Source organism: Anaerocolumna sp. MB42-C2, assembly GCF_030913705.1.
Lineage (GTDB): Bacteria > Bacillota > Clostridia > Lachnospirales > Lachnospiraceae > Anaerocolumna.
Genome location: NZ_CP133190.1, coordinates 1,327,945 through 1,353,447, shown reverse-complemented (window position 1 = coordinate 1,353,447; position 25,503 = coordinate 1,327,945). Strand labels below are relative to the sequence as shown.

The following is a 25,503-nucleotide window of genomic DNA, read 5'->3' as shown; positions in this document are numbered from 1 at the left end:
AGATTGTGATTGTAAATAGTCTATATTTACTATATAATTAAATTGTCGAATTATACCACATTTAATTGAAACAAGGCTACTCCAGGAGGAAATATGGAGAAAAAAAGAATATCAATGAAAGTTATAATAATTATAACTTTTATCTTAATTATGGTTGTGACATTCAGTATAATATGGTTTATTGTCTTTATTAATTGGAAGACCTCAAAAGATAATATTATTAGTGAAATGGAACAGCAAACCAATACGGTTATTATTAATAAGATTGAATCTTTAATTAATCTCCCAATTACAATTAATGAGGAAAACAGTAACCTGTTAAAAAATAATATAATAGGCATTCATAATAAAAAAGAACGTGAACAGTTCTTTGCCGGAGTAATAAAAACCTACAGCAATGAAGTTTACAGCTTCAGTTATGGCACTGAAAAGGGTGAATATTACGGTGCCCGAAGAAACCAGAATAATGAAATCGAAATCATTGAGAATGATGCCGCAACGCAGGGACATTCATTTTATTATTCTACAAAACAGGATTTGACTTCTGATAAATTGGTTGATAAGACCGATGTTTTTGATCCACGGGGCAGAGACTGGTATAAGATGGCTAAAGAAGAAAAGAAGCCGGTATTTTCACCTATCTATAAACATTTTGTCATGGATGACCTTGCTTTATCTGCGGCATATCCGATTTATGACAGTAAAGGCAACCTGGAGGGAGTATTAGGTACCCATATTATTCTTGGCAATATAAATAAATATTTAAAAAATATTTTAAAAGGCAAAAATGCATCAGCTTATATAATAGAAATGAATACAGGAGATCTGGTGGCTAATTCAATGGAACAGGCAAATTTTAAGGTGGCAACGGATAGTCAGATAAAAAGAATCAATATTAATGAGATCAAGGATAAGTTAATTGTAAATGCTTTTAGGTATTATAAATCTAATAAACAAAATAATTTCATTTCAAAAATACCCGGTGAAAAATATCATATAAAATTAACGAAATATGATAAGGACGGTTTGAATTGGCTGATTATAACTTCCATTCCGGAAAGCCAGTTTGCATCTTTGATTTCCTATAGTTTCCGTTTATCGGTGATATTTTCTATCGCAGCGCTTATTATAGCAATGATTGTATATATGAAAAGTGCGGATATGATTTTCAAACCCATTTATAATCTTATTAATATCACAGAAGAGTTTACAAGAGGAAATTTCAATATAAGAGCAAAGTTTTATAGAAATGACGAAATAGGAAAATTATCAACTGCTTTTAATCAAATGGCTGAGCGAATCTATAATTTGATTCATAACCTTGAAGAAAATGTAAGAATAAGGACAAAAGAGCTTGAGAGAGCTAATATTTCTTTAAAAAACAGAGAAGACGATTTAAGACTGCTGTTGGATTCTACCGCCGAGGCAATTTATGGTGTAGGGTTAGATGGTAATTGTACATTTTGTAATGCAAGCTGCCTTAGAATGCTAAAATATGAGAATCAGGATGAATTGATCGGCAAAACCATGCATTGGCTGATTCATTATAAAAATGCTGACGGAGTATCAATTCCATTGGATGAGTGCAGGGTACATAATGCCCTTACCAAAGGTGAATATACCCATGCTGTGGATGAGGTGTATTACAGATCTGACGGTACTTTTTTTCCTGTTGAATATTTTTCACACCCTCAATACCGGGAGGGAAAAATTGTAGGTGCGGTTGTTACCTTTATGGATATAACAGACCGGAAAAATTCGGAGGAAGAAATACTTTATTTAAGTTATCATGATCAGCTTACAGGGTTATATAACAGACGATATTTTGATAATGAATTGATAGTTATTGATTCGGAGATTAATCTGCCTATAACAATTATCATGGCGGATATGAACGGATTAAAGCTAATCAACGATTCTTTTGGGCATGTAGTAGGAGACCAGGCACTGAAAAAAACAGCTGAGTTGCTGACCAGGGTGTGCAAGAACAGTGATATTGTTGTACGTCACGGCGGAGATGAATTTGTAATAATCCTGCCTAAAACGGATGGATTAGAAGCAGAGCAGATTATTGAGCAGATAAATAACAGAGCTTTAGATGAAAAAATACACTCAATAAATATATCTATTTCCCTCGGCTATCAGACAAAAAATCATCCGGATGAAGATATTACGGAGATTTATAAAAAAGCTGAGGCGCATATGTATAAGCAGAAACTGGATAAAAGTCCGGCTATCAAACGCAAAATTATTGATACGATAATCAATACGGTAAATGAAAAAAATGAGTTTGAGGCAATTCATTCCGTCAGGGTTTCGGAGTTATGCGAGAAAATGGGAGAAGCCCTTGGTTTATCCAATAATAAGATAGAGTTGCTCAAAAAATTGGGTTACTTTCATGACATTGGTAAAATCAGTATTAATGAAGAAATTCTATATAAGCAAGGAAAGTTAACAGAAGTCGAATGGAAGAGTGTTATGTGCCATTCGGAGATAGGTTACCGGATCCTCAGTACAGTGAATGGTATGGCTGAGATGGCAGAATTTGTACTGGCCCATCATGAAAGATGGGATGGAAGCGGTTATCCCAAAGGTTTAAAAGGTATGGATATACCGTTCTTATCAAGGATTATAGCTATAGCGGATGCTTATGATGCTATGACTAGCGGCCGTAGTTATAAGGCTCCGATTACAAAAGAGGCGGCTGTTATGGAACTTAAAAGAAATGCAGGAACCCAGTTTGATCCGGAACTTGTAACGGAATTTATTGAAAAAGTATTAGTATAATAAAGCAGATCAGGTTAAAAACTATTTTTTTAAGCCTGATCTGCTTTATTTCATAAGAATTTAATAATTACATTAAAATAACTTAAAAATTACAGAATACCAAATAATGGAAAAAAATTGAGTATAATACAAAACATAGAAATACATAAAAGGTTTCTATATATAAATGGAAAAGGAGGAAATGGATATGTTATTTAATTTAGCAAATGCAACATTAGGTTGTGTAACCGCAGGTGTTCCTGTTGTTGGATGCTTTAGTTTCGGTACAAAATAGTATGAAATGAGAGGGGATAAAGCTGACTGATTAATAGCGGAAATTGAAGAATTTTACTTAATACATATTAATCAGTCAGATGAAACCTCATGCTGTGTATATTAGTAGTTATAAAAAAGGAATCATCTGGCTGAATAGTAGGATAAATAAAAAAGAGGTTATATAGTAAATATATGCAAAATAATAGGAGGTACTAAATGGCATTACTTCAAATATCTGAGTTAAGTAAAAAATATGGAGAAATAACAGCGGTAGATAATGTTTCATTTGATGTCAATGCTGGAGAAATCGTTGCGCTTATTGGAAAAAACGGAGCAGGTAAGACTTCGATTCTAAATTGCATTTCAGGAAACCTATATCCTACGAAAGGAGATGTTATTTATAGAAATCATTCTCTGCTAAAGGTAAATTCTAAACTCAATGAATTTGGAATACTTATAGAGCCGAACTTTTATGAGTATTTAAATGCATATGATAATCTGAAATTATTATTGCAGATAACAGGGATAAAAGACAAAGAGCAGATTAATAAAGAAATTATTGATACGTTAAAGCTGGTGGAACTGCTTCCCAAGAAAAATAAATATGTAAAGACATTCTCATTTGGAATGAAACAAAGATTGGGATTAGCAGAAGCAATTATAAATAATCCCAATTTTTTGATTTTAGATGAGCCTTTTGTAGGTTTAGATCCGATTGGGAAAAAGATGCTGAAGAATTTAATATTGAATAAATCAAAAGGTGAAAAAGCAGGAGTGCTTTTCTCAAGTCATGATTTATCGGATGTTACCGAGATATGTGACCGGGTTGTTATGATTCATAAAGGAAAAGTTGTTTATAACGATAAATTTAAAATAACAAAACAATATAGTATGACAGTAAATATGGATATGGGAAAATTGGCGGGAGTGTCTGAAATGCTTGGGAAAAATATAAGTGTTGAGGGTAATAAAATTCTCTTTACTGATACGGAAGTCCTAAAATTAATTGTCCTAAAATTGGAAGAACAGAAAGAAAAGATTTTAGATATCAGTGTTAAGGAAAGTTCCTTATATGATTTTTTTGAAGGGAGTGTTCTGGATGAAAACTCCGATTAAACTAATCTGGAAAGTTGAAATATTAAAATTAATCAAAAGAAATGACTATCTCTCCATGTTAGCAATTTTAGGTATTGGGATTTTATTTGCGGCCAGTGCTATGTCGAATTCTTATGTAGGACCGACTGGACAAAACGCACTCTTTTGGGCAGTTACTCAAATATTAAATGCAAGCATTTTTTTTATAGCACCAATTATCATGGCTTTTGCAGGTACCAGAATTTTGTCAACCGAACTGGAGAATGGTAGTATATCGTTGCTCAATTATAGAATACGTAACAGGAAAAATATGTATATTGGTAAAAGTCTGGCCATTACCAGTTTCAGTGTCCTTATTTTTTTAGTATCTTCCGCTTCGAATATATTTTTTTATTATGTATTTGTATGTCAAAACCAACAGTATGCTACCGTGGATTTTATCGGTGAAAATGCTCAATTATTATCTTATGTATTGATAGCAACTTTTTTTTCTTCCTATTTTTTGGTGGTTCAGTATGCTCTTTTTTTGGGAACTTATTTAAAACCTACCTTAACCATTGGGTGCGTTTTCTTTACTGTATTAGTAGTGCATAATACTTTTAATTTGCCGTTAATCAGGTATTTTAATCCATGGTATTATATTATTGAATTAAGTAATGACGTTGTAAATACAACAGATAAAATCAATACACAGGGTATCAATATTAATTCTTTATTTATCAGTCATATAGTATTGTGCATCGGGTATGCCATAATTTTTAACTTGCTGGGTATGAAAAAATTAGAAAAGAGAGATTTGTGATGAATAAAGTTGAGGGGAAAGTATTCAGAAATATACTTGGTATAGTATTTATAATCTTTTTAGTGTATTCAGCCTTATTTTTGACAATATTGCTGGCACAGTTATTAAGTATGGCTTTTACAAACATTAATTCCAATAAGTGGGGATTTACAATACTTACATGGATTTCCATGGGAACAGGGTTTATTATATATCCTATCTTAATTACCAAAGCTAAGTATTCCGTAAAAATGGAAGAAATAGGATTTGGAAAAATAAGTAAAATTGAAAAAATATTTATATTAATCGGGAGTATTTTAGGAATAATTTTTATTTTAAAAGAAAGAACAATAAGTATTGAGGTTTTACTTGGTGTAGTGATACAAAATTTAGCAGTTGCTTGTTCGGAAGAAACCTTTGCCCGCGGTATATTGTTTTATTATACAAAAAGATTGGTGAATAGTTCCATACTTAAGATATTAGTCAGCGGAATCGTATTTGCATTTATTTTTCATAGTTCAGATCCGCTGTTATTGAATTTAACCTATCGGCTGCCTATGGGATTAATATTAGCATTTGTATATTCCAGGACGAATAATCTGTCAATACCGGTTTTTCTGCATTTGGTGAATAATATATTAGCTTCTCAATTGGTTAAATAATATGCTGAAACGGAGGTGAAAACATGAAAAAAATGAAATATAGAATAGGGATTATAGGGATGATGTTGTTATATAATGTTACCATGATACTGTTTTCTCTCAGCTTCAAACTGATTACAGATTCTTTGACGAGCAGCGTTTTTAGTCTTTTTTACCGATATATTGTTATTACAATTATAATAGTTATAACACAGGTAGTTAGTTATAATTTTTATATAAGGTTAAAAAATTTATATATTCAGAAAAGTATTCAAGAAATAAAAATAAAAATAATAGAAAAATTATTTGCTAAGAAAATAACTGAATTTCATAAAAAAGATACTTCCGAATATATTTCTTTCTTATTTAATGACCTTAATATGTATGAAGATAATTTTATTTCAGGAAAAATAGAATTGATGGAAAAAATCAGTCTGTTTATTATGGCTGCATTGGGAATTATCTATGTCTATCCGCCTTTTTTAATTATAGTTCTGGCAGTTGTAGGAGTTGCAATTTTTATACCGTCATTTCTGTCGAAAAAAGCTGCATTCTATAATGATGTTTTATGCAGGGATAATACAGAAACCATGGGGAAGTTAACGGAAATGTTTTCAGGATTTAATATAATAAAAGCTTTTTCTTATGGTAAAGGAGCGGCCTTTGAGTGCAACGAGAAAATTGTAACATTAGAGGGTGATAAAAAGAACTGCAGGAATTATATGGTTTTTATACAATCCTTTTTAATGTTTCTGACTACTTTTTTAACACTGCTTGTTTTCATTTTGGGAGGTTATCTGGTTATAAAGAATACTTTAACCGTAGGAGCACTTTTTGCATTAATTCAATTACTTTTTTATGTCACAAATCCGGTTATTGGTGTTTTGACATCGGTCAGCAAGATAAAATCAGTTAATACAATCAGAGAAAAAATGGAACAATTATTTGACGATAATTGTGATCGGGTCGGAGAAAATCTTACATTTAATCATAACATCATTGCTCAGAATTTATGTTACAAATACGAAAATTCAGAGGATTATGCAGTGGATAATTTCAATTATACCTTTTTAAAGGGTAAAAAATACTTACTGGTAGGAGAAAACGGCTCCGGAAAAAGTACGTTAATTAAGTTGATGGCAGGTCTGATCCCTAAGGAAAGGTATACCGGAAAGATATTATATGATGACACGGATTTAGAACAGATTGAAGAGGAAAACTTTTGGAGTAATGTCTCATTTATGGAACAACTTAGTTTTCTTTTTAATAAATCAATCGAAGAAAATATAAACATCGGCAGTAATTCTGAAAAATCTGATATTAATGTGAAAGAGATTGAGAATATCCTTGATATTCAGAAGATAGGAATACAGCGGGACGGAGGAATCAATACTACTGGCGAGAATTCAATTTCAGGCGGTGAAAAGCAGAAGGTTGTGTTTGTAAGAGAAATGAAAAAAAATCCATTAATTATATTTGCAGACGAGCCGGACTCTGCATTGGATATTAATTCTTCTGTAAATATTATGGAGTTATTTTTGCAATCCAAGAGTACATGTATTATAATATCACATAGACTGGATGAAAAAATAGCTGTTAAATTTGATGAAATTTTGGTTATGGATCATGGAAAACTGGGGGAGAACGGAACTTACAGTGATTTGATGGAATCCAAAGGTCAGCTATATCATATAATGCAGTCAAAGCCACAATAATGATTTGAGGGGGTAGTATATGAATATAGCAATTTGTGAAGATAATAAAGCGATTGCTTCGGAGGTGGAAAATTACATATTAAACTTGGGGTTTAGAAATATGGAATGTGATATTTTTTATAGCGGTGATAAATTAATAAGTTACCTGCTCGGGAATGAAACTGCTTATCAGATCTATTTCCTGGATATTATTATGCCAGGTATAAACGGTATTGAAACGGCTCAAAAAATAAGAGAAAAGGATACAAAAGCAATCATTATCTTTATGACGGATTATAAGGACTATGTATTTCATGTTTTTGAAGTTTTGCCTTTCCGCTTTCTGATTAAGCCTGTTACACAGGAAAAAATTGATATTATTGTTTATGATGCTATTGAGTATTTATGTTCGTCCAAGAAATTTTTCTTTTTTTCTGTAGAGAATACAAACTATCAGGTTCCTTTTGAGGATATTATTTATTTTGAAAGTAATAAAAGAAAAATCAGAATGGTTACCAATAAGGAAGAGCATCTGTTTTACGATAAGTTGTCCAATGTTGAGCAGAAACTTGACAATAACTTTTTTGCCCGGATCCATGTATCTTATCTTATTAATTTTGAAAATTTGTGTGAAGTAGAAACTAACAAAGTTCGTATGATAAATTCGGACATTCTCCCAATTAGTATGAAGTATCAGAAGACAATTAAAGAGAATCATATGAATTATATCAAATGGAGAAGCGGCTTATGAATAATTTTCACTTAAGTTTAATAAGATATTTCTTAATAAATACATTCGATTTATATGTTATTTTAAGATATTATTCCAAAGTATTTGGTAAAAGCAAGGCCAAAAAATCAGCTTATATAGGAAGTATTATTGTCCTTTTAATCATTTTTACCGTCTTTATTGAGGTCGAGGTTCCTTACGTAAATCTTCTGAATATTTCAACCTGGAGTTTGATTTATTTGCTTTTTTATAAAGAAAGCGTGAGTAAAAGGATAATATATGGAATTATATTACTTGCACTTGCCGGTTGCTGTCAGTCTGTTTCCTATTTTTTGTATAATACGGAAAGCAATCCTAATCTTAATGTCATCTCGTTATCCCATTTATTATTTTTCTTTTTGTTAGAACTGGCTGCCAGAGTGGGTAAATTTAAACCTGTAATACTATATAAGTCATTGTGGAAGATAATACTCACAATTCCGGTAAGCAGTATCGTTACAATGCCGTGTATACTAATTTTGGCATTGAATAGTAGAATCTCTGTTGAAAAGGTGTATTTATTTTTAATCCCAACCTATATCAATATTATTTATGTAAATATCATTGCATTTTATTTATTTGATAAATTATCTGTACTGATAGATACTTTAAAAACAAATGCGATATTGGAGCAGCAAGTTCAATATCAGGCAAAATACTATCTATCCATGCATGAAAATATGCAAACAATAAGAAATATTAAACATGATATGAAGAATAATTTAGAAGCAATACAGTGCTTGCTGAAAGAAAATAAAATCTCAGATGTACAAAATTTAATAGTTGAAATTACAGATTCCGTAATCGAAGCAGATTATCTGGTTTCGACCGATAACCCTGCAATTGACACTATTTTAAATGTTAAACTGGCTATAGCCAGAGAAAAGAAAATCAAAGTTGATAAAATCATAAATATACCGCAGAAACTTAATATTTCCTATGCCCAATCAGCTGCTATATTAGGTAATCTTCTGGATAATGCTATTGAGGGAACTGAAAAACTGGATATTGATGACCGGTATTTTCAGATAAAGATGAATTACATAAACAACTCACTTTTTATTGGTATAAAAAATACCTACTCTTTAAAAGAATTAAACGGGAGTCTGGAGACAAACAAATCAGATAAATTATTGCATGGTATTGGTTTAATGAGTGCTAAAAAAACAGCTGAGGAATTTGGGGGGTTACTGGAAACGAAAAGTGATTCCAATTATTTTTATGCAAATATACTTTTATATTTTTATAAGGACAAAGTATTACAATGAAAATGTAAAAATATTACATTTAAGCAAAATTCTTTTAAAAATGTGCTACGATATGGATTATAAAATACATTGGAGGCGGGAGTATGTTAACAAATAACAAATTTTATGATGAAGTGGTGCATTTTGAAGTAGATGGTATCAGAATGATCGGTAATTGTAAAACAGGTGCTTTGATCGGATTGGATAATCAGGGAGAATGCTTAGTAAAGGAAATAGAAACATCGGATGAAATATATGTGGATGAAAAGAACAGGGAATTGTATAATGCATTAGAACAAGGCAGTTATTTTAAAACAGATACAGGATCTGAGAAAACAATACCGGCAGCATATGTCCATGTAACGGATCAATGTAACCTGCACTGTTTAGGATGTTATTCTTATGTGGAGGACCGCAACAGTAAAAAAGATTTACCAACTGAAAAGATTTATTATATTTTAGAGCAATTACATAATAGCCAGACAAAAACAATTGTTATTTCAGGCGGGGAACCATTCTATAGAAATGACTTGGCTGATATATGTAAGTATGCAAAAAGTTTAGGAATTAATACAAGAATCATTTCCAATGGTACATTTTCCCTGGAGAAATATCTAGAGGTCATTCCACATATTACTGAATTGGACATTTCTGTGGATGGGTATAACGAAGAAACTTCATTTATTCGGGATAAAGGAATAATGCCCAAAGTCCTCAAAACCCTTATGGAATTGAAAGGAAAAGTACCTTTACATATGATAGTGACGCTTCATAAAAAAAATATTGAGTTTATGCAGCAATATCAACTACTTGCAAGAGAACTTGGAGTTACATTCAATTTCAGTTTATTAACAGCTTCAAATGATAATAAGGTGTTTAAAGACTATTTACTGGATAAGGAAGAATTTATGGCTGTACAGGAATATTTAAAAAGGGAAAACATACCTATTATGGATACAGCATTTGAGACAATCGGGCTGCAGTGTAAAAATAGATGCGGTGCTGGCAAAAATCTGGTCAGTATTGCAGCGGACGGTACTGTATATCCATGCCATATGCTTCATATCCCGCAATTGTCATTGGGAAATATATTTGAAATGTCACTGGAAGAGATTGTATATAATGTTAACAACCAGTTTCTGAATATTAATGTTGATTTAATGAATGGCTGTAATTCATGCAAATACAAATATTTTTGCGGAGGCGGTTGCAGGGCCAGAAGTTACCTGAGCACCGGAAGTATATATGAACGCTGTGACTTATGTGAAACTAATTACAAATTCATTGAGGATAATTTTAATGATTTAAAAAAATTATGTGCTAATTTGGCGCAGGCTCAATAGTACGGTAACTTTCTCCTGCAATAACAGGGGAGGGATTCTTAGAATCCCTCCCCTGTTATAATTTACAGTTTTAAATCGTTAGTTTATAATGTAAATAAGTATGGTAAAAACAATTTAAGAATTACCGGGAGATGATACCGGAGAGATTTATACTTACGCATCAGATCAAGAGATTTCCTGTTTTATTGTTTGAAATTGGTTATGAATTAGAGAGACGGATAAAAGCCACTTTTTTATTGAGAGTATATACTATTATGAATTACTTTATGGTAAAATTTACAATAAATATTACTAATCAAAATATCAAGAGGGTAAAAGATGGAAAATTGTTTTTACAATGGAAAAGAAATATGTACCTATGATTTAAAGGATAAATATCATTATTATATCAGCGAGCTTGTTGAAGAGTGGAAATTAGCTGCCAATAATGGAAAATTAATTTGCAGTGAGTGCGGCAGCAGTGTTTATTTAGCAGCCGGACCTATTGTGGAGCCATACTTTGCCCATTATGATAAACAATCCTGCCCATACGGAAATCTGACCGAATCGGAAGAACTGAAGAAAGGGAAGAGACTGCTGTATTCCTTACTTAGAAAAAGTTTTCCGGAAAATGAAATACATGCCAGATACAAAATGAAAAACGGAATATATAGCACCTGTTATGTTACAAATTCCGATGGTAATGATATAGCCATTGATTATCATTTACAGCATAGCAGCATCGGAAAGTTCCAGGAAAGAGATCAATATTATAAAAGCAGTCAAATAACCCCAATCTATGTATTAGGAATTAATAAAAGCAGTTATGATAACCAGATATCCTGGTATGAAAATCTGATACAAAAATCAATCGGACTATGCGTATTTCTTGATTCATGGAATGAAAAAATACTTCTTAAAAAGAGTTTTGACTATAAATTAGGCGGTTTAAGAAAAATAGTCTTCTGTCATAGGATTTATTCAATCGATGATATCATGATAGATAACAGAGGAGCTTTTATCAGTGATTTTAGTGATGAATGTAATAAGATTGAATTATCCATAAAGAAAGAGAAAGAGCTGTATGAACAAATGATGCTGGATAAAAATAAAAATATATCCAAAATGAATGATATAAGACCGGATATCCTTAACACCGCACTGGAATGTCTGAAACGTGGAGAAGGACAACTGGTTTCAAAAAGATATATGGATTATATAATTGAGAATAAATTATTATAGAGCATTATAAATACATTGTTAATAGGTACTATTTAGTTCAATATGATAAACAATATTAAATGCGTAGCATCACTGATTAAGGAGAGGATAAAATATGATAAACTATAATACGATTAAAATAGCTCAGGGCTTTTACAGTATCGAACAGGACTTTGTTCGAAGTTTTCTGATTGAGGGTGATAGGGAAGCTCTTTTAATCGATACGGGCGTAGGCGATGGTAATCTGAAAGAATATATAGAGCAGATAACGAAGCTTCCGGTTACAGTAATTTTTACACATGCGGATGGTGATCATGTAGGCGGCGCAGGTCAGTTTGAAAGACGTTTTATGCATCCTGGTGAATTTGATTATTATAAAAATAAGCATGAGAATAGAGTTACGGTTTCCATGGAACCCATCTGGGAGGGAGATATCATTAATCTGGGCAGCTATTGTTTCGAGATAATACTGCTGCCTGGTCATACTCCCGGTAGTATCGCGCTTCTCGAAAGAGAGAAACATTTCCTGATAGGAGGGGACAGCATACAGACGGGAAAGATATATATGTTTGGAAACGGTCGCAATTTCGAAGCTTTTCGTGCCAGCATGAAAAAGCTGCAGGGCATGTTAAGGGAATTTGATACGGTATATGCATCTCATGATGCGCTTTTGGTACCTGCGGATACGGTTAATCAGCTTTATGCCGGTGCAGGCAAAGTTATGGAGAATAAAGTTACGGGAAAACCAGGAGAGCTAAGCTTTGACAGTAATATCAAATGTTATGAAACAGATGGTATAGCTTTTTATGCATATTAGAAATGTGATTGGTAAAACTGGCGGATAAAAGAGGAGGAAACTGGAACTAATCTGTCGTTATTGTTCTTTCTCTGTATCCATATAAAAACCACCTTTTAAAAGAGAATACATTCCTAATTCTCATTTAAAAAGTGGAATTATTACCAAAATACAAAGGTTTTTATACAAATATATTATATTTTATTAAATACATCATATGGTTTACTTATAATTATCAATAAATAATTCAATTATATCTTTAAGAGTTTTTACTGAAATAGATCAGGATATAACTGTCTTGCAAGTTTTTCCAGTCCATCCAGACTTTGATAGCTATAACCAAACAGGTGATTATAATTGGCAACGAATACCTGCTTATTCTTTATGGCATCCAGGCTTTCCAGTTTCGGATTAGTAAGAACTTGATTCATGGTGACCTGCTCATCTGTTTGCGTTGCATCTTCACCCTCGGTGTCCCATTGTAAGGTTATAATTACGTCCGGATTCTCTTCGATTAAAGATTCGACACTGACATCACCCTGTACCTCTTCAAATACATTTTGAAGTTTCAGCATTCGAAACATATCATTAAAGAAAGTTTCGTTATAAGCTGAATAGATCAACAAACTTTCCGGATCGCTGGTATGTATATAAGCAAAGGTTTTATCGTCCTTAATAACACTTAAAGTCTCTACAACCGCCTGCTGTCTTGCTCTTAACTCATCTGCGAATTTATTGGCTTCTTCTGGTACATTAAAAATTTTCCCGATCATGTCTATATCCTTGTAAATAGAATCAAATGTGCCGCTGGTTACAGAAGATTCCATAACATAAGTTTTTATACCCATTTCATTTAAATCATCAACCGTTCCTACGCCCCAGTCAGCATTGTCAAAAAGCCCGCCACGGCCAAAAATAAAATCAGGATTAACACTCATGGCAACCTCTTTACTGATATAGGACTTGCCAAGGTCAGTGAGTTTATTGAATTCCGTCTCTACAGCCTTATCCGGTTCGCCAAATACACCACCTACACCTACGATTTTATCGGCAAGGCCAAGATGAATCAAAAACTCAGCGGCAGTACGTGTTGTAGCAACGATTCGTTCAGGAGCTTTATTAAATGTGATATCTTTTTCTTTCCATTCTGTACCGCCTTCTGCTTTCGTATAATTTTTAACAGTGAGAGGATAAACTGTACCGGTACTCTCAGTAACAGGGGTTTCGGCGGAAGTTTCCGCCTGGGTTTCATCTTTGGTATCCGTCTGGCTTTCTGCTGTGGCAGTTTTGGTTTCAGTTCCACGAGGCATCACCTGACCTTTTGTACCGCAGCCGCTAAGTGCAAAGGTTAAAATTACTGCCATTGAAATTGCTAATATTTTTTTCATAGTATTCTCCTTAAATTTGATATACAAAGCTTAAATTGTGAGTGATAGGATTCTCATAAATCTTACAATTAACATCATATAGAGCAGCAACCAGTTCTTCGGTTAAAAGCTCTTTTGGTTTTCCGTGTGCGATAATTTTACCTTTTTTCATTGCATATATATAATCACAGTATTCTGCAGCCATTTGCAGGTCGTGTAATGCAGCAAGCACGCCAATATTCAATTTTTTAACGCAGGAGAGTACTTCAAGCTGATATCTGATATCCAGATGATTGGTCGGTTCGTCCAATACCAGAAAAGAAGGCTGCTGCGCTATTGCCCGGGCTAAGATGACACGCTGTTTCTCTCCGCCTGAAAGTGTTAAATAACTTCTGTTAATATATTCAGTTAAATTAGTTTGTTTTATTGCACGATGGACAATATCAATGTCTTCTTTGGAATCTGACTCCAATAGTTTTTTGTGAGGTGTTCTGCCAAGCATAACCATTTGAAAAACAGTTAAATCAAAATTTAATTCATTGAATTGGCCAACCACACTCATTTTCTGCGATACCTTTTTAGCCGGAGTATTCAATAAGTCAATGTCATCTAAAAATACGGAGCCTTCTTTTGGCTTTAAGCACTTATAAATGCTTTTAAGCATGGTTGATTTACCACAGCCATTAGCACCGATTATTCCAACAAATTGCCTGTTATTAACAAGCAGAGAAACATCTTTGACAATTTCTTTTTTGTCGATTGATACATGTAGATTATTAACTTTAAGCTGCATATTATCCTCCAAAATTATAGCCCTTTTTCACAATAATATAGATAAACATCGGTGCACCTATAATGGATGTAATGATACCAATTGGAAGCTCCACATTTTCTACGATTACCCTTGAAATTACATCTGCCCATATTAGAAACAAAGAACCAACTAATGCTGTTATTAACACTAAACGTTTATGATCGGAGCCGATCAATCCTCTGACTATATGGGGGATAATCAGGCCGATAAAGCCAATCATTCCTGAATAAGCAACAACAACACCTGTTAGAAAGGAAGTAAGCAGCATATAAAATCTTCTATACTTGGATAGAGGAATACCTAAGGTTGCAGCAGCTTCATCACCTAAAAGCATAGTGTTAAGTATTCGGTGTTGAAACAGGAAAAATACGGTTATCACACTGACCACAAGAGCCAGAATTGGAACTTTACTCCAGCTGGATGCAGCGAGACTTCCCATTGCCCAAAACGTAACGGTTTTCATTCCCTCTGCGTTGTTTGCAAAATAGACAATAATACTGGAAAATGAGCTGCATAAGGCGCTTATAACAGAGCCGGATAACACTAACTTCATTGAGGTCATCCTTCCGCCAACACTTGAGAGGAGTAAAACAGCAAGAGAGGCAATCACAGCACCTATAAAAGCACTGAAGGCCAAACCAAACTGAGAGAAGAGCGATCCGCCTCCAAATCCGATTAAAATAGCAAAGGTAGCACCTAATGATGAGCCGGATGAAATGCCTAATATGTACGGATCAGCAAGGGGATTTTGAACCAGAGCCTGCATAACGGCACCACTCACTGCAAGAGCCATACCTATAAAAACTGCAAAAATAACTCTTGGAATTCTAACCTGCCACACAATGTTAACAAAGGAATTTGGTATATCGTGAAGAGAGCCTAAAACACCGCCCGATATTTTGTTAACCAGTATCTCATATGTTTGCCAAAGAGGAACATCGGCTTGCCCAACTGAGGCGGAAAAGCATAAAGAAAAGATGATTGCAGCCAGTAAAAGGAATATAGTAATAACAAATATCCCCATATTCTCAAATAATAATTGTTTATTCTTTATCAAAAACACCTCCTCGTAAATTTGCAGTATTATCTGCTCGTGGTGAGTTAGCTAAAGCTAACTTCTGAAATATATCATACGGTTTTAACAGAGTCAAGAGTAAACCGGATAAATGATAATAATTATCATATTCATGAAACACAATGATAAGGTAGTGGTTTCACAGATGAAAATAAGCGGTAGTCGAGGGCAAAAAAGTTTTTTTGCCTCGATTATCGCTTATTATAATATTTCAAGTAGTATTAAAGATATCAATTAACCAATAACCGCTTTTAAACTTAATGCAGTATCAGTAGCTTTCAAATCAACTTTATATTGCGCCTGTAAATCATAAGCATTATAATAACCCTTTTTCATCATATAGTCAGTAATCGCTTCATGAGACGTTATCGTATCATTTAACTGACTAATCAGGGTATTTCTTAATTGAGTTGACAAGGTTTCTGTAATAGCAACCGCATAATTTTGGACACCGCTTTTCGTTGATACCAAAAAATCTGTTGCTATGACCTGATCACTCATTTTATCCATACCAGTCAATTTTTCAATTAATGCATTCATAATTAACCTTCTTTCTATCAATATAGATTATTTTTTACTACCTGAGGAAGCAATCATGGATTCTTCCAGATATTCTTTAAGTTCTTTGATATGCTGCACAGATTTTTGTATGTCATTTGTTATTATTGCTTTTAATTCTTCATCTGAAATCAACGGGGACATGGTAATGGATTTTGTTAAGCATAAATTTTTCAATGTTAATATTTCATGAAGCTGCATAGTTTCATTGGGGGCAAGGTACTGCTGTTGCATTATGAATCCTCCTTTCTTTTAAGGTTTTAAAACAACTTTGATACAGTTATCGGTTTTGGTATCAAATGCTTCGTAACCGAAAGGTGCCTGTTCAAGGGGAAGCTTATGGGTAACAATGTCACTTGGGTCAATCTTACCATTGGCAATCAGGTTATAAAGAGTCGGCATAATAGGTATTACGGGAGCTTGTCCTGTTCTCACATTAACATTACGGTTCATAATATCCCCGAAAGGAAAAGCGTTATACCGGCCTCCATATACTCCGGTTACTTGTATCATGCCGCCTTTTCTTACTGCTTGGGTTGCCATAACAAAAGCTCCTAATGAACCGCTTTGAAGTTTAAGTCCCGAACCCACAAATTCCATAGGGGTCATTTTCCCGTCCATTCCTACACAATCAATTACAACATCTGCACCGCCATGAGTTATTTCTTTCAGATATTCTCCTGCGTTTTGATGTTGTTCAAAATTAACGGATTCCACCTTATTATACTTTCGCGCATGTTCCAAGCGGTAATCAATATAATCTACGGCAATAACTCTTTCTGCACCAAAGATCCAAGCAAATTTTTGAGCCAGTAGACCTACCGGCCCACATCCCAATATGGTTACGGTATTGCCTTTTTCAACCCCTGCATTTAATACACTCCAGTAAGCTGTGGATACCGCATCGGAAATCAGCACCAGTTTCTCGTCCTCCAGTTCGCAATCATCAGGTATGCGAAATGGAGTAAAATTACCATAAGGAACCCTCATATATTCTGCCTGACCACCCGGATACCCACCGAAGGTTTCCGAATAACCAAAAAATCCTCCCGCTTCTCCATTTGGGTTTGAGTTATCACACATACAAGTAAGTCCGTGAGTACAATAATAACATTCACCGCAGCTAACATTAAAAGGTATAATGACCCGATCTCCTTTCTTTAGCTTAGTTACTTCCGGGCCAATTTCTTCTACTATACCCATGGGTTCATGCCCAATAATATAATTCTGGGGCAAATTAGGAATCATATCGTGAAGCAGATGCAAGTCAGAACCACAGATTGCACTGTTTGTTATTTTTACTATAATGTCATCCGGCTTTAGAATGGTTGGGGCCGGAACATCTTTAACCATTACTTTTTTAATACCCTGAAAAGTTACCGCTTTCATTTATTATTTCCTCCCACTTTATTTATTAAGTGTTGCAAAGGTTCCTCGTCTGCTTGTATCGCCTGGAAATAGATCCATACTTGCTATCTGTACTGCGGTTGACGAGGACTCCAGATCCATTTGAAATTGTTTTTTCAGTTCCACAGGGTGGAACCAACCTTTTTCAACCATAAGTGCGGTAATCTCTCCATGCATACGTATCGCATTTGTCAGTTCGTCGTGCAATATGTTTCTGACTTCGGGAGAGGCCGCTTCCGTCAAGGCAATTGCAATATTTCTTACTCCACTTTTGGAATTTAATAAGAATGCTGTAGACATTGTTGTGTCAACAAGTTTCGGCATTCCCTCTGCATTTCTTATTTCTAGATAGTCATTAATCACTGTGTTACCTCCTTCTAATATGGATTCATGCGGAATTTATCTGATAAGCGGAGCTTTCTCCAATAATTTTTGTAATGTTTGGATGGATATAATGGATTGTTGGACATCACGTTCTAATAATGCTTTTAGATCCTGATCGAAAACAACCCCTTCCATCATTTTTGAAGTTGACATACAAACCGTCTTCAGGTTAAGTATTTCGTGGATTTGCATGGTTTCATTAGGGGCCAGTTTTTCATTTAGCATAGTATCACCTCGGCTTTCTTATAAATTAATCAAACTAGGAAATGAGAATTTATTTAAGTGAATGAGTCTTGTAATATTTTCTCATAAAATATCAGAAATATTCTAATAGCCTTGAAATTGAATAAATGCTTAACATAGGTGAATAATGCTCAGAGCAACAAATGCTTAAACGAAATGGAACAAAGGAGATGAAAATAAGATTTAAAAAAAGTTGAATTGATAGAGTAAGGAAATGCTAAACTGGCTGGTTGATAGGAATATAGGAATATAAGGCATTTCAACAAAAGAAAACGAAAGGGGGATATTTTTTGAATGAAATTTTAGATGGAATTCATGAAATAGTAGATTATCACGGAAATTTTATAATCCGAATTTATCCAAATAAAGAATATAAAGATATTAAATAAAAGCATTACCGTGAGGAAAACATGCCTCACGGTAAGTATATTAGACTAATAATATTCAGGTGCACAGATACAGGAATCCATATATTCCATCAGTTGATTTATTCCAAAAACAGGAACACCTGAGATGTTTTGAATAAGATTAGTGAATGGTGCAAAATTGGTACATTCCAGAATAATTGCACCGGTATCGGGATTTTGCTCCATATGACTTAAGGTAAGCTCTTTGATACAATCCTCCAGTACCTCGAGGTCTTCTTCCAGGTTGTCCTGAATAAATAGTTTTGAGAAAGGGGAATCCTCGGGCATACCGCTAATGCTGACCGGAATATCATTACTTGACCAGCCCAGCTGTTTAAAGGTATCATCATGTATAAGATCGGCCCGTTCGGTTAAAATACCTATTTTTAGTTTGCTGCCAAGCATGGTATGGATAAAGGGAGCTAGAATCAGCGTGTTGGTAAATACAGGAATATTTACTGCGTCCGCAAGTTGTTTTTGAAATCCGGTCAGGAAACTGCAGCTTGTAGTAATCGCTTTGCAGCCTTCTTTCTCTAATTCTTTTACTGCCTCTATGAAAGGTTGAAGTAATAATTTCTCAGCATTGGATGCATTCATTTTATCGGTAGAAACATTTCTTACCGTGTAGTATTTGACAGGAAATTTATAAGTTCTGGCATTTCCTATATCTCCGACAAGTCTGGGAAAGACTGTATCCATCATTAAAATTCCTATATATTGCCCATAACTTGTATAACCACCTTTTATTCTCATATCCCGGCTCCTTTCGTAGTTGGAATTTCTTAAGTAATTGCATGGTATATTCAAAAAACTATATAGTTTCGCAATTGCCGATTGTAATTTCTGAATTCAAAATAGCATATGGATTATATGATGTAAAGCCATATAAGAGATTTCCTGAAAGAGTAGTCACTTTGTTAAAAAACATATACAGGTTGTCCATATTAAAAAAAACCAGTCAGAAAGCAAAGTAATCGTGAAAAAGCAGTGATATGGACATATACAACCGTGCAAAATAATCATCTGAATTAATTCCGCATAAATCATAGATTTTTTCAAGACGTTTTTGAAGCGTATGCCGGTGGATATAAAGCCTCGCCGCAGTTTTGGAGGCATTACAGTTATCCGCAAGATAATATCTTAAGGTTTGTACATAATTGGTTTGGTTAATCCTGTCATAGTTAAGAAGAATCTGAAGAGCCTGATTATCTGATACAAATGAATGTTCATTCTGATGCAGAATCCCAAACATTTTGATAAAAGTCATATTGTCGTAAGAACATACACCTCTTTTAGCATGTATGGATTTTAGTAACTCAGTGCATTCTAAAACATGCTCAAATGAAAGATATAAGGATTCGAGAGATTTTATCCGGTCAATGCCAACATAATAATGAATACCCTGCTGTTCGGATAAAAATGTCAGTTCAATACTAAAATCATAGATCATGGACAGGTATTTATTTTCTGTTTCAAAAATAAGGAGAAAAGAGGTGATACCATTTTTGGCTGTATGATATTCACAGGTATCAGCCCGGTCGGTCAGATAAGATTTAATCCTGTTCATACAAGTAAGAGCAGTTGTCTCACTGACTGCATATTGATTAATGGGTTGAACATAAAAAAGATGTGCAACCTTACCGGTATATTCATGAAACAAAATCTGTGAATATTGCTTAAGAGTTTCAAATATCGATTGGAATCTGGACCTTGCTGCTTCATCTGACAATTCATTTTCTGATTTTGATGCATTTATTTTTTGTATCAGAATTCGAAGAATATCCGAGAAAGTAAGATCTTTCGGAATTTCCAGCACAGGAAAACCAAGCCGGTCAGATTCGTCTAAGACATAACCGGGTATCTTATCGATGTAATATCCGGTTTGAATTGCAATACCGCTTACACCATTATTCTTAAGTGTTAAAATAAGATCAGAAAATAATTCATGTTCGTTTAGATTATAACCGGTTGTTACAAGCAGCTCACCTCTTTGCACTGAGTTAGGTGAGTCAAGTATTTCCATTACGTTAACCCATGATATCACATTGGATTCTCCGGAAAAACCTGCAACCAGCTTAACACCTCTAAGTAATTGATTTTCAACGATATGTCTGATCATCAAGCTCATAAAAATCACCACACTTTCCTGTTTCTATAAGGATACTGCCAAGATATGTTATTCGTCAACGATATTTTTCTTAGGATAATAAGAAAATGGACAAAGTGTCCACCGAATTAAATTAATTCAGTACATAGTGATTATTGTAAGAAAACAGGCATACTTTTATACTTTTTATATCAAATAAAGAAAAACGGAGGTGCTGTATGGGATATAAGATATTAATTACGGAACCAATTGATAAAAAAGGTATTGAATATCTGAAAGAAGAAGGGTATGAGCTAAAGATGGGTTCCGGTATTACGGAAGAAATACTGATGGAGGAAGGAGTGGATTGCGACGGCATACTGACACGGAATGGGAATATTACGGAGAAGGTCCTTACAACCTGTAAAAAGCTAAAAGTGGTAGCCATGCATGGAGTGGGTGTTGATTGTATCGATGTAGATGCTGCAACCAGGCTTGGAATTCAGGTTACTAACGCAGCGAGTTCCAACCAGAGCTCCGTGGCCGAATATGCAATCGGACTTATATTAATGCTTGCTAAAAGATCCATTCATTATAACAATGGTTTAAAAAGCGGCAATCTTGAAGTACGAAAAATGTATGGCAGTGATGTATCCGGCAAAACACTTGGCATTATAGGTATGGGAAATATCGGTACACAGGTGGCTAAAATTGCAGCATTCGGACTAAATATGAAAGTAATCGGTTATAACCGGAGGATAAAAGGGAAGAAACAAACGGATTATGCACTTCTCACGGATGATATGGATGAAGTGATTTCGTCCGCTGATTTTTTATCCCTGCATTTGCCGGGAAGTATCTCGACAAAGCATATAATCGGAGAGCGGGAACTTTCTTTAATGAAAAAAGAAGCATATCTTATCAATACCGGCAGGGGAGAGATTATTGATGAGAGTGCATTAATCAATATTCTGAAAGAGCATAAAATCATGGGAGCAGCACTTGATGTATTTGAGGGTAATCTTCCTAAACCCGATAATCCTCTGTTACATATGGAGCACGTAATTGTTACACCTCACACCGCTGCATTTACCACGGAAGCGCTTGAGAGAATGGCATATCAGGCTGCACTGGGGATTACGGAAGTATTGGAGAAACGACCGGTTTCCTATCCGGTGAATAAGATAAAAGACAGCTTTGAGGAAAATAAAGGTATTACGGCAGTGATGAATTATTACCGGTATGAATTCGGTGATAAGTACTAAAGCGGGGAGAGGATATGTTATCGATGCTTAATATGCAGGGAACTTTGTTTTTACTAATACTTGCTGGGATCTATGCCCAGAAGAAAGGAATTATTACGTGCCATAACAGAAAAAAAATGACGGATCTGATTATAGAAATAATACTCCCCTGCAATATTGTAAATTCATTTCTAATAGATTGGTCTTACAGTATACTTATTAATTGCATTACGGTTTTAGCTGCAGCCATTATTACCCAGGTGATCTATGTAATTGTAAGCAGGATGCTTTTTCGAAAAAGCAGTAAAGATAAACAAGCTGTGTTACGGTACGCAATCATTTGCTCCAACGCAGGCTTTTTAGGAAACCCAATTGTAGAATCCGTCTTTGGGAGTCAGGGCCTTTTATTTGCATCTGTTGCGCTTATTCCCCTCCGGTTTGCAATGTGGTCTTCAGGTCTTAAGTTATTTACCGATACGGACGGGAAATCCACAGCAAAAAAATTGATGACACATCCCTGCATTATTGCTGTATTCATAGGATTTATTTTAATGTTTACACAGATTAAGCTGCCGGGTTTTATGTTAAAAACACTTTCCGGAATCGGAAACTGTAATACGGCAATTTCCATGATCGTGATCGGATCCATTCTGGCAGAAATTCATGTAAAAGAAATATTGGATAAAGAACTGTTCTACTATTCGGCCATTAGGTTAATCATCATACCTGCTGTTATACTTATAATATTAAAATTATTTGCTGTCGACAGCCTGGTAATTGGAGTGATTGTATTGCTATCCGCAATGCCGGCCGGAAGTACAACAGTAATGCTTGCCGATAAATATGGAGGTAATTCAGTATTCGCGTCCTCCTGTGTATTTGTCAGTACAGTATTATCTTTGATTACAATACCATTTGTAAGTATCTTATTGGTTTAATATATAACCTTAAAATGAAAGGAGTGCTAAGATGAGAGTTTTATTGTTTTATGTAAATCAGGATGAAACAGAATATATTCTGGAATGCAACCGGAAGTTTAGGTTTGACCTTAAAATGGCAGATTTTGATTTTAATTCTTCTGATTCAGATAAATTCACAGGTTATGATGCGGTATGGATTACAACCAACTGTAAAGTAACACAGTTGAAAACGGAGCAATTAAAAAAGGCCGGTGTCAGATATATTGTATCAAGGGCAGCCGGCACGGATCATATGGATCTTGCAGCAATGAAAGAAAATAGTATAAAAGGGGCAAATGTTCCACGGTATTCACCAAATGCCATAGCTGAACATACCCTTTGCATGGTTTTAATGTGCCTTAGAAAAATGAAGCTTGAGCTTACAATGATAAAGAATTATGATTTTACCTTAACCGGATTAAAAGGCAGGGAACTTCGCAATATGACGGTGGGAGTTGTAGGCACCGGCAGAATTGGTACGGAGACCATAAAATTATTAAGTGGTTTTGGATGCAGAATTCTGGCTTATGATTTGTATGCGAATCAAAGTGTAACAAATCTTGTTACTTATTCGGAATTAGATGATATATTTTCTGAAAGCGATATTCTTATACTTCACTGTCCACTAACAGAAGAAAATAGAAGATTTATTAATCACGACACCATAAACCGCATGAAACACGGGGCAGTGCTGATTAATACGGCAAGAGGAGGCCTGATGGATTATGAAGCAGTTTTAAATGCCATAGAAGTTGGGAAAATCAGTGCGGCAGCTTTTGATGTATATGATTCTGAAACTGCATATATAAGAAAAAAGGTGGATCGTGATAAATTCATAAGTGAAACTCTGAAAAAACTTATGGAGTATGAAAATGTTATATATACGGCTCATATGAGCTTTTATACGGATACGGCAATTGAGAATATGATCAAAACAACCTTTGAAAATCTAGAAGAATATGAAAATAAAGGATTTTGCTCGAATGATATTATCTAAAAGGAGTGGATTAATATGAACAAAACTTATGATATTACCGCAGAATCAAACCGTGTTAAAAAGGTTGAGCCCTCTCTCATTAGAACAGTTCTTAACCGGGTGGATGAATTAAGAAAAAGCGGCAAGGAAATCATCGCATTAAGTGCCGGTGAACCGGATTTTAATACACCGAGGGATATTAAGGAGGCTGCCATTAATGCAATCAGCCAGAATCATACCCATTACAGTTCTAACAGGGGTTATGAAAAATTAAGGAAAAAGATAGCCAAAAAGACTTTGGAGGAAACCGGTATAGAATATGATTACCAATCTGAAATATTAGTAACCAGCAGCGGTGCCGAAGCCATCAATAATACGATTTTATCCATTATTGACGAGGGGGATGAAGCCATAATATTTTCTCCCGCATTTGTGAATTATGAAAACATGGTTAAAATAAGCGGTGGTATACCTGTTATTATCAATCTGAAGCCGGTGAATCAGTTTGGGATTGATATTGGGGAAGTGGAAAAACAGATTACGGAAAGAACCAAAATGTTAGTAATCAATAATCCTAATAATCCGGCTGGATCGGTTTATGACAACGCTACGCTAAAACAGTTGTGTGAATTATCCATAAAGCATAACTTTATTATTGTATCGGATGAGATGTACAACAGACTGGTATATGATGATACTGAATTTACGTCGATTGCCTCCTTTCCGGGTATGAAAGAACGTTCTGTAATAATAAACGGATTTTCAAAAACCTATGCTATGACCGGTTGGAGATTAGGATATATTACAGCCAGTGAAAAAAGAATCAATGGAATTTTAAAAATACACCAGTATTCTACCACTTGCTCACCGACTTTTATACAGATCGGGGTAGAAGAGGGTATGGATACAAAACAAACCATAAAAGAAATTACCTCAATGATTCATGAATTTGCAAAAAGAAGAATTTTGCTTATGAAAGGACTTGATAATATAAAAGGACTTTCCTACGTAATTCCCAAAGGAGCGTTTTACATTATGGTAGATGTCTCTAAAACAGGACTGAGCGGAATGGAATTTGCAAGCAGATTATTAGAGGAAAAATATGTTGCTGTAATTCCGGGTGTGGGTCTGGGTAAGTCATGTTCAGATTTTATAAGAATTTCTTTTGCTGCATCTACAGAAAATATACAGAAAGCTCTGAATAAATTAGATGAATTTGTTAAGGAACTTGATAAGGTGAGCTCGATTTGAGCTTACAAGCAGGTAGGAACCCTTTGTGCCGATTGGATTAAATGCAGGTAAAAATAGGGTTTTAAAGTATTATTTTACTGCTTTAGTCATCTGATTATACAAAGTGTCCATAACTTTTGTCGAA

General features: G+C 34.5%; 24 protein-coding genes. 14 read left to right on the top strand and 10 right to left on the bottom strand.

Features of this window, described 5'->3' with window-relative positions; translation table 11 throughout:
• Window positions 1-93: 93 nt before the first annotated feature.
• The 10 genes from RBU59_RS06065 to RBU59_RS06020 all read left to right on the top strand — a co-directional run bounded on the left by RBU59_RS06065 (window position 94) and on the right by RBU59_RS06020 (window position 12,629).
• Window positions 94-2,787, top strand: a complete 2,694-nt coding sequence (locus RBU59_RS06065) for an HD domain-containing phosphohydrolase (protein WP_308146985.1) — start codon at window positions 94-96, stop codon at window positions 2,785-2,787.
• A gap of 471 nt (window positions 2,788-3,258) precedes the next feature.
• Window positions 3,259-4,158 (top strand): ABC transporter ATP-binding protein, encoded by a 900-nt coding sequence (locus RBU59_RS06060; RefSeq protein WP_308146984.1) that lies wholly within the window; start codon window positions 3,259-3,261, stop codon window positions 4,156-4,158.
• Window positions 4,142-4,939, top strand: a complete 798-nt coding sequence (locus tag RBU59_RS06055; RefSeq protein WP_308146983.1) for an ABC transporter permease — start codon at window positions 4,142-4,144, stop codon at window positions 4,937-4,939. Before RBU59_RS06060 ends, RBU59_RS06055 begins: the two co-directional genes overlap by 17 nt.
• Window positions 4,939-5,580: a CPBP family intramembrane glutamic endopeptidase gene (locus RBU59_RS06050; protein WP_308146982.1), complete on the top strand. Its 642-nt coding sequence runs from the start codon at window positions 4,939-4,941 to the stop codon at window positions 5,578-5,580. The genes RBU59_RS06055 and RBU59_RS06050 overlap by 1 nt, the downstream gene beginning before the upstream one ends.
• Before the next feature lie 23 nt (window positions 5,581-5,603).
• Window positions 5,604-7,274 carry an ATP-binding cassette domain-containing protein gene (locus RBU59_RS06045; protein WP_308146981.1) on the top strand — a complete coding sequence of 557 codons (1,671 nt, stop codon included), beginning with the start codon at window positions 5,604-5,606 and terminating at the stop codon, window positions 7,272-7,274.
• 19 nt (window positions 7,275-7,293) lie between these two features.
• Entirely contained in the window at window positions 7,294-8,004 is a 711-nt protein-coding gene (locus RBU59_RS06040; protein ID WP_308146980.1) for a LytR/AlgR family response regulator transcription factor, read from the top strand.
• Window positions 8,001-9,290 carry an ATP-binding protein gene (locus RBU59_RS06035; protein ID WP_308146979.1) on the top strand — a complete coding sequence of 430 codons (1,290 nt, stop codon included), beginning with the start codon at window positions 8,001-8,003 and terminating at the stop codon, window positions 9,288-9,290. The genes RBU59_RS06040 and RBU59_RS06035 overlap by 4 nt, the downstream gene beginning before the upstream one ends.
• An 83-nt stretch (window positions 9,291-9,373) precedes the next feature.
• Entirely contained in the window at window positions 9,374-10,612 is a 1,239-nt protein-coding gene (locus RBU59_RS06030; RefSeq protein ID WP_308146978.1) for a radical SAM/SPASM domain-containing protein, read from the top strand.
• A 318-nt stretch (window positions 10,613-10,930) separates the two neighbouring features.
• The gene (locus RBU59_RS06025; RefSeq protein WP_308146977.1) at window positions 10,931-11,833 is read left to right on the top strand and encodes a competence protein CoiA family protein; all 903 of its coding nucleotides are present in this window, start codon (window positions 10,931-10,933) and stop codon (window positions 11,831-11,833) included.
• Window positions 11,834-11,927: 94 nt separating this feature from the next.
• On the top strand, window positions 11,928-12,629 hold the full coding sequence (locus tag RBU59_RS06020; protein WP_308146976.1) for an MBL fold metallo-hydrolase: 702 nt from the start codon (window positions 11,928-11,930) through the stop codon (window positions 12,627-12,629).
• 248 nt (window positions 12,630-12,877) lie between these two features.
• On the opposite strand, the gene RBU59_RS06015 is transcribed toward RBU59_RS06020, so the two are convergent.
• From RBU59_RS06015 to RBU59_RS05970, 10 genes are all read right to left on the bottom strand, one after another.
• Window positions 12,878-13,996: an ABC transporter substrate-binding protein gene (locus RBU59_RS06015; protein ID WP_308146975.1), complete on the bottom strand. Its 1,119-nt coding sequence runs from the start codon at window positions 13,994-13,996 to the stop codon at window positions 12,878-12,880.
• Window positions 13,997-14,006: 10 nt separating this feature from the next.
• Entirely contained in the window at window positions 14,007-14,768 is a 762-nt protein-coding gene (locus tag RBU59_RS06010; protein ID WP_308146974.1) for an ABC transporter ATP-binding protein, read from the bottom strand.
• A gap of 1 nt (window position 14,769) precedes the next feature.
• The gene (locus RBU59_RS06005) at window positions 14,770-15,846 is read right to left on the bottom strand and encodes a FecCD family ABC transporter permease (protein WP_330698489.1); all 1,077 of its coding nucleotides are present in this window, start codon (window positions 15,844-15,846) and stop codon (window positions 14,770-14,772) included.
• A gap of 252 nt (window positions 15,847-16,098) precedes the next feature.
• Window positions 16,099-16,404 (bottom strand): spore coat protein, encoded by a 306-nt coding sequence (locus RBU59_RS06000; RefSeq protein WP_308146972.1) that lies wholly within the window; start codon window positions 16,402-16,404, stop codon window positions 16,099-16,101.
• 27 nt (window positions 16,405-16,431) lie between these two features.
• Window positions 16,432-16,656, bottom strand: coding sequence for a spore coat protein (locus RBU59_RS05995; RefSeq protein WP_308146971.1), 225 nt, complete (start codon window positions 16,654-16,656; stop codon window positions 16,432-16,434).
• A gap of 18 nt (window positions 16,657-16,674) precedes the next feature.
• Complete coding sequence (locus tag RBU59_RS05990) at window positions 16,675-17,811, bottom strand: zinc-dependent alcohol dehydrogenase (protein ID WP_308146970.1); 1,137 nt, start codon at window positions 17,809-17,811, stop codon at window positions 16,675-16,677.
• Between the two features lie 18 nt (window positions 17,812-17,829).
• A complete protein-coding gene (locus RBU59_RS05985; protein ID WP_308146969.1) occupies window positions 17,830-18,192 on the bottom strand; it encodes a spore coat protein in 363 nt (120 codons plus the stop codon).
• 36 nt (window positions 18,193-18,228) lie between these two features.
• A complete protein-coding gene (locus RBU59_RS05980) occupies window positions 18,229-18,438 on the bottom strand; it encodes a spore coat protein (RefSeq protein ID WP_308146968.1) in 210 nt (69 codons plus the stop codon).
• Window positions 18,439-18,890: 452 nt separating this feature from the next.
• On the bottom strand, window positions 18,891-19,616 hold the full coding sequence (locus tag RBU59_RS05975) for a hypothetical protein (protein WP_308146967.1): 726 nt from the start codon (window positions 19,614-19,616) through the stop codon (window positions 18,891-18,893).
• 205 nt (window positions 19,617-19,821) lie between these two features.
• Entirely contained in the window at window positions 19,822-20,991 is a 1,170-nt protein-coding gene (locus RBU59_RS05970; RefSeq protein ID WP_308146966.1) for a PucR family transcriptional regulator, read from the bottom strand.
• A 197-nt stretch (window positions 20,992-21,188) separates the two neighbouring features.
• On the opposite strand from RBU59_RS05970, the gene RBU59_RS05965 reads away from it, so the two are divergent.
• Genes RBU59_RS05965 through RBU59_RS05950 form a run of 4 tightly spaced genes read left to right on the top strand, consistent with a single transcriptional unit; the run spans window position 21,189 to window position 25,379 of the window.
• Window positions 21,189-22,214 (top strand): hydroxyacid dehydrogenase, encoded by a 1,026-nt coding sequence (locus RBU59_RS05965; RefSeq protein ID WP_308146965.1) that lies wholly within the window; start codon window positions 21,189-21,191, stop codon window positions 22,212-22,214.
• 14 nt (window positions 22,215-22,228) lie between these two features.
• Window positions 22,229-23,131, top strand: a complete 903-nt coding sequence (locus RBU59_RS05960; protein WP_308146964.1) for an AEC family transporter — start codon at window positions 22,229-22,231, stop codon at window positions 23,129-23,131.
• A gap of 31 nt (window positions 23,132-23,162) precedes the next feature.
• Window positions 23,163-24,149 (top strand): NAD(P)-dependent oxidoreductase, encoded by a 987-nt coding sequence (locus RBU59_RS05955; protein ID WP_308146963.1) that lies wholly within the window; start codon window positions 23,163-23,165, stop codon window positions 24,147-24,149.
• Between the two features lie 15 nt (window positions 24,150-24,164).
• The gene (locus RBU59_RS05950) at window positions 24,165-25,379 is read left to right on the top strand and encodes a pyridoxal phosphate-dependent aminotransferase (protein ID WP_308146962.1); all 1,215 of its coding nucleotides are present in this window, start codon (window positions 24,165-24,167) and stop codon (window positions 25,377-25,379) included.
• Window positions 25,380-25,503 lie beyond the last annotated feature (124 nt).

Excerpts from the sequence above, each read along its gene's own strand:
- RBU59_RS06060 (WP_308146984.1), top strand. The coding sequence starts at position 3,259 with ATGGCATTACTTCAAATATCTGAGTTAAGTAAAAAATATGGAGAAATA.
- RBU59_RS05970 (WP_308146966.1), bottom strand. The coding sequence starts at position 20,991 with ATGAGCTTGATGATCAGACATATCGTTGAAAATCAATTACTTAGAGGT.
- RBU59_RS06055 (WP_308146983.1), top strand. The coding sequence starts at position 4,142 with ATGAAAACTCCGATTAAACTAATCTGGAAAGTTGAAATATTAAAATTA.
- RBU59_RS06020 (WP_308146976.1), top strand. The coding sequence starts at position 11,928 with ATGATAAACTATAATACGATTAAAATAGCTCAGGGCTTTTACAGTATC.
- RBU59_RS05975 (WP_308146967.1), bottom strand. The coding sequence starts at position 19,616 with ATGAGAATAAAAGGTGGTTATACAAGTTATGGGCAATATATAGGAATT.
- RBU59_RS06015 (WP_308146975.1), bottom strand. The coding sequence starts at position 13,996 with ATGAAAAAAATATTAGCAATTTCAATGGCAGTAATTTTAACCTTTGCA.
- RBU59_RS06035 (WP_308146979.1), top strand. The coding sequence starts at position 8,001 with ATGAATAATTTTCACTTAAGTTTAATAAGATATTTCTTAATAAATACA.
- RBU59_RS06000 (WP_308146972.1), bottom strand. The coding sequence starts at position 16,404 with ATGAATGCATTAATTGAAAAATTGACTGGTATGGATAAAATGAGTGAT.
- RBU59_RS05950 (WP_308146962.1), top strand. The coding sequence starts at position 24,165 with ATGAACAAAACTTATGATATTACCGCAGAATCAAACCGTGTTAAAAAG.
- RBU59_RS06065 (WP_308146985.1), top strand. The coding sequence starts at position 94 with ATGGAGAAAAAAAGAATATCAATGAAAGTTATAATAATTATAACTTTT.
- RBU59_RS06025 (WP_308146977.1), top strand. The coding sequence starts at position 10,931 with ATGGAAAATTGTTTTTACAATGGAAAAGAAATATGTACCTATGATTTA.
- RBU59_RS06010 (WP_308146974.1), bottom strand. The coding sequence starts at position 14,768 with ATGCAGCTTAAAGTTAATAATCTACATGTATCAATCGACAAAAAAGAA.
- RBU59_RS06050 (WP_308146982.1), top strand. The coding sequence starts at position 4,939 with ATGAATAAAGTTGAGGGGAAAGTATTCAGAAATATACTTGGTATAGTA.
- RBU59_RS05995 (WP_308146971.1), bottom strand. The coding sequence starts at position 16,656 with ATGCAACAGCAGTACCTTGCCCCCAATGAAACTATGCAGCTTCATGAA.
- RBU59_RS05960 (WP_308146964.1), top strand. The coding sequence starts at position 22,229 with ATGTTATCGATGCTTAATATGCAGGGAACTTTGTTTTTACTAATACTT.
- RBU59_RS05965 (WP_308146965.1), top strand. The coding sequence starts at position 21,189 with ATGGGATATAAGATATTAATTACGGAACCAATTGATAAAAAAGGTATT.
- RBU59_RS05955 (WP_308146963.1), top strand. The coding sequence starts at position 23,163 with ATGAGAGTTTTATTGTTTTATGTAAATCAGGATGAAACAGAATATATT.
- RBU59_RS05990 (WP_308146970.1), bottom strand. The coding sequence starts at position 17,811 with ATGAAAGCGGTAACTTTTCAGGGTATTAAAAAAGTAATGGTTAAAGAT.
- RBU59_RS06040 (WP_308146980.1), top strand. The coding sequence starts at position 7,294 with ATGAATATAGCAATTTGTGAAGATAATAAAGCGATTGCTTCGGAGGTG.
- RBU59_RS06045 (WP_308146981.1), top strand. The coding sequence starts at position 5,604 with ATGAAAAAAATGAAATATAGAATAGGGATTATAGGGATGATGTTGTTA.
- RBU59_RS06030 (WP_308146978.1), top strand. The coding sequence starts at position 9,374 with ATGTTAACAAATAACAAATTTTATGATGAAGTGGTGCATTTTGAAGTA.
- RBU59_RS05980 (WP_308146968.1), bottom strand. The coding sequence starts at position 18,438 with ATGCTAAATGAAAAACTGGCCCCTAATGAAACCATGCAAATCCACGAA.